Genomic DNA, 3,910 nt, shown 5'->3' with positions numbered 1-3,910 from the left:
GAGACAGCTGACACCCCCACCCGCGCTCCCGCAGACCTTCGTACCCCAAGGAGTCGATCCACCATGGCGAGCGACGCGCCGACCGGCCATGTATCCGATCTCGACTGGCTGATGAGCGGCCTCGTGCAGCGCGTACCGCACACCACCAGCGCGGTGCTGCTCTCCTGCGACGGGCTTGTGAAGTCGGTTCACGGGCTCGACCCCGACAGCGCCGACCACATGGCCGCCCTGGCCTCCGGGCTGTACTCCCTCGGCCGTAGCGCGGGCGTCCGCTTCGGTGACGGTGGAGACGTCCGGCAGGTCGTCGTCGAGCTCGACTCGACGCTGCTCTTCGTCACCACCGCAGGATCCGGCACCTGCCTCGCCGTGCTCGCCGGCCGCGAGGCCGACGCGGCCGTCCTCGGCTACGAGATGGCGATGCTGGTGAAGAGCGTCCGCCCCTACCTCGTGACCGCCCCCCGGCAGAACGCCGTCGAATCACCTGCGATGAGGCCTTGAGCGTGGCGACGGCCGGCGACGGGCCTTGGTTGGACGACGCGGCCGGACGTCTGGTGCGCCCCTTCACGGTCAGCAACGGCCGTACCCGGCCCTCCGTCGCACTCGACCTCCTGTCGCAGGTGATGGCCACCGGCGCCACCCCCCTCGGCTACCTCGGACCCGAGCACGCGCAGGCGCTCGACCTGTGCCGCGCACCCGTCTCGGTCGCCGAGGTCGCGGCCCACCTGAAGCTGCCGGCCGTGGTCACCAAGGTGCTGCTGTCGGACCTCGTCGACTGCGGGACGCTGACCACCAAGCCACCCGAGTTCCACCACAACCCCACTGACCGGTCTCTTCTGGAGGCAGTGCTCGATGGACTACGACGACAGCTCTGACTACGAGAGCGGCCACGACCCCTTCCCCACCGCACTGAAGATCCTGGTGGCTGGAGGCTTCGGCGTCGGCAAGACGACCTTCGTCGGCGCCGTGAGCGAGATCGCGCCGCTCAGTACGGAGGAGCTGCTCACCACGGTCAGTGCCGCGACCGACGATCTCGAAGGCATCGAGAACAAGGTCGAGACGACCGTGGCGATGGACTTCGGCCGGATCACCCTCGACCCGGAACACGTGCTCTATCTGTTCGGCACGCCCGGACAGGAGCGGTTCTGGTTCATGTGGGACGAGCTGTCCGAAGGCGCGCTCGGCGCGGTCATCCTCGCCGACACACGACGGCTGGAGGAGTGCTTCGCGGCCGTCGACTTCTTCGAGCAGCGCGGCCTCGGCTTCATCGTCGCGATCAACGAATTCGACGGCTCCTACCGCTACGACCCCGAGGAGGTGCGTGCCGCCATAGATCTCGACCCCGGGATCCCGGTCGTCCGCTGCGACGCGCGGATCTCCAGTTCCGGAGTCCAGACCCTGCTGACCCTCGTACGCCATCTCATCGCCCACGCCCCGGCACACGCGCCGAGCCATGGTGCCCACATGTGATCCCCGCACACCGCCACGGAGTTCCTCTATGTCATACGTCCACATGGACGGAGTTCGCCCATGAGCTACGACCCGCCGCGTCCGGCCGGTCGTCTGCTGCTCACGCCCGAGGACAAGGAGGCCCCTCAACGGCGGCGCCGGCTGCGCGGGTTGGGCCTGGGGGAGCACCCGGACCCGGCGCTCGACGCCTTCGCGGACCAGCTCGCCGACCTGACCGGGGCGCCGTACGCCATGGTCAACTTCATCGACGAGAACCGGCAGTTCTTCGCCGGTCTGCACACTCCGGGCGGGGTGGGACTGCCCCGGCCCGTCTCGGGAGGAGAGCACGCCAAGCCCGAGGTGGGCAGGCAGATGGCGCGTGATTATGGGTTCTGCCCCCATGTGGTGGTCAGACGTAAGGCGTTGGTGTTGGAAGACGTCTGCGACTATCCGCGGTTCGCGGGCAATCCGGTCGTCGACGAGTTCGGGATCCGTTCCTATCTGGGGGCGCCGCTCATCGACTCCACGGGGATGGTGCTGGGCACGGTGTGTGTCGTCGACACCGAGCCGCGGCCGTGGGGGAAGCCGGGTCTGGAGACGATCAAGTCGACGGCGGCGGACCTGGTGGCCCGGCTCGAACTGCTCGGCGGGGGATAGCCGACCGGTCGTATAGTCGTCGTATGGGTAGGACCAGTGACGCCGGAGAGAAGATCCTCGCCGCCGGGCGGACGCTCTTCGAGGCGCGCGGTTACTCGGCGCTGGGGGTGGCCGAGATCTGCAAGGCCGCCGGAGTGCCGAAGGGCAGCTTCTACTACTTCTACGCGTCGAAGGAGGCCCTCGCGCTGGCCGTCGTCGACGAACACTGGGCCGACCAGCGCCGTGAGTGGACGCGCATCCTGAGCGGGGAGACCGGCGGTGCCCAACCGCTGGACCGGCTGCGGCAGTTGTTCGAGGAGACCGAGGCCGGGCAGCACGCCGTACAGCAGGGCTGCGGCACCGTGCTGGGCTGTCTGTTCGGCAACCTCAGCCTGGAGATGAGCAATCAGGCCGAGGCCGTTCGCGCGCGGCTTCAGGAGATCTTCGACGTCCAGGTCGAGATGGTCGCCTCGGTCATCGGCGAGGCGCGCGAGCGAGGGGACGTGACCGTCGACGACTCCCAGGAGGCGGCGCGTTCCGTCGTCGCGCAGTTGGAGGGCCAGGTGATGTTCGCGAAGCTCTACAACAACACCGGGCGTCTGAGCCCCCTTTGGGCCAACTGCCTGGCCCTGCTCGGGGCCCGTACCGCCTGATCAACGACCGGCGGTCCGTACGTCCCGGGCGGGCGCGGAGTGTCGTAGCGCCACCGCTTGACGAGGCGGGAAGCCGGTCCGCAGGACGGCGGCTGCGACGGCCGCGGCGAGGACCACCGCGGCGGCCAGGAGCAGGGCCGGGCGGTAGCCGTGGTGCAGGAGTGGGGCCACGGCGAGGGGGCCGAGGATCTGGCCGACGGAGTAGCCGGCGGTCAACAGGGCCACCGAGCGCGGGAATCGCAGCTCCGCGCCGGTTGCCAGGGCGAGCGTGCTGACGCCGATGAAGGTGGCGCCGAACAGCACCGCGCCGACCAGGGCCGCCGCCACCCCGCCGGCCAGCGCTGGCAGGGCGATGCCGATCGCCTGGATCACCAGCGCCACGCACAGCAGCCCTGGCCGCGACCAGCGGCGCCCGAGCCGTGCCCAGAGGGCGGAGGACGGTACGGCGGCCAGTCCGACGAGTACCCATGCGCCGCTGCCGATCCAGCCGGGGGAACTCTGCCCGATCGCGGCGACCAGGAAGGTACCGGCGACGATGTAGCCCACGCCCTCCAGGGTGTAGCTGACGAACAGGGCGCCGAACCAGGGGTCAACCACCTTTTCAGGGGCGCCGGTTGGGGGTGCGGCCGGTGCCTCGGGCCGTAGATTCCACGCGGCCGCCGCGAGTGCCGTGGCGAGGGCGGCCGAGGACCACCACGCGACCTGCCAGTCCGCTACGGAGCGCACGGCGAGGACCAGCAGACCGGAGAGCGCGATGCCCGCGCCCACGCCGCCGAAGCCCCAACCGGGCATGTATGCCGGGTGGTTGCGCAGATGGCCGAGGAGCGAGCTGACCGCGACCACGAAGATCAACGCGCTCGCCACCCCTGCCAGTAGCCGCAGCGCGATCCATGTCGTGGTGCTGTGGGTGACGGGCATGGCGGCCAGCGTGCCGATCAGCAGGACGAACGAGCCGCGCAGGGCCGTGCGGGAGCGGACCAGGGCGGGGAACAGGATTCCGGCGAGGGCGCCGAGGAGGTAGCCGACGTAGTTGGCGGTGGCCAGGTGGGCGCCGGCGTCGGTGGAGAGCCCCGCCTGGGTGTGCATCAGCGGGAGGATCGGGGTGTAGACGAAGCGGCCGACCCCCATGCCCGCCGCGAGGGCCGCGGCGACCCGCGCGACGTGGGTCCAGGGGG

At 70.3% G+C, this 3,910-nt stretch carries 6 protein-coding genes; 5 read left to right on the top strand and 1 reads right to left on the bottom strand.

The annotated features are described in order from the left end of the window. The first annotated feature begins 63 nt into the window (after positions 1–63). The 5 genes from AC31A1_RS48180 to AC31A1_RS48160 are packed head-to-tail and all read left to right on the top strand — an operon-like array spanning position 64 to position 2,735. Positions 64–498, top strand: a complete 435-nt coding sequence (locus AC31A1_RS48180; RefSeq protein ID WP_489659388.1) for a roadblock/LC7 domain-containing protein — start codon at positions 64–66, stop codon at positions 496–498. Positions 499–500: 2 nt separating this feature from the next. Beyond that, complete coding sequence (locus AC31A1_RS48175; protein WP_359613774.1) at positions 501–872, top strand: DUF742 domain-containing protein; 372 nt, start codon at positions 501–503, stop codon at positions 870–872. Next, the gene (locus tag AC31A1_RS48170; RefSeq protein ID WP_033281764.1) at positions 850–1,467 is read left to right on the top strand and encodes a GTP-binding protein; all 618 of its coding nucleotides are present in this window, start codon (positions 850–852) and stop codon (positions 1,465–1,467) included. The genes AC31A1_RS48175 and AC31A1_RS48170 overlap by 23 nt, the downstream gene beginning before the upstream one ends. A 60-nt stretch (positions 1,468–1,527) precedes the next feature. Further along, positions 1,528–2,103 (top strand): GAF domain-containing protein, encoded by a 576-nt coding sequence (locus tag AC31A1_RS48165; RefSeq protein ID WP_489659387.1) that lies wholly within the window; start codon positions 1,528–1,530, stop codon positions 2,101–2,103. A 23-nt stretch (positions 2,104–2,126) separates the two neighbouring features. Further along, positions 2,127–2,735: a TetR/AcrR family transcriptional regulator gene (locus AC31A1_RS48160; RefSeq protein WP_489659386.1), complete on the top strand. Its 609-nt coding sequence runs from the start codon at positions 2,127–2,129 to the stop codon at positions 2,733–2,735. Here AC31A1_RS48160 and AC31A1_RS48155 read toward each other — a convergent pair. After that, a partial coding sequence (locus AC31A1_RS48155; RefSeq protein ID WP_489659385.1) for a YbfB/YjiJ family MFS transporter occupies positions 2,736–3,910 on the bottom strand: 1,175 nt, incomplete at its 5' end. It abuts the gene before it with no gap.

The organism is Streptomyces sp. P5F9, from assembly GCF_057961495.1.
Note: the sequence above shows the minus strand (reverse complement) of the source record. Positions and strands in the feature narration are given on the sequence as shown.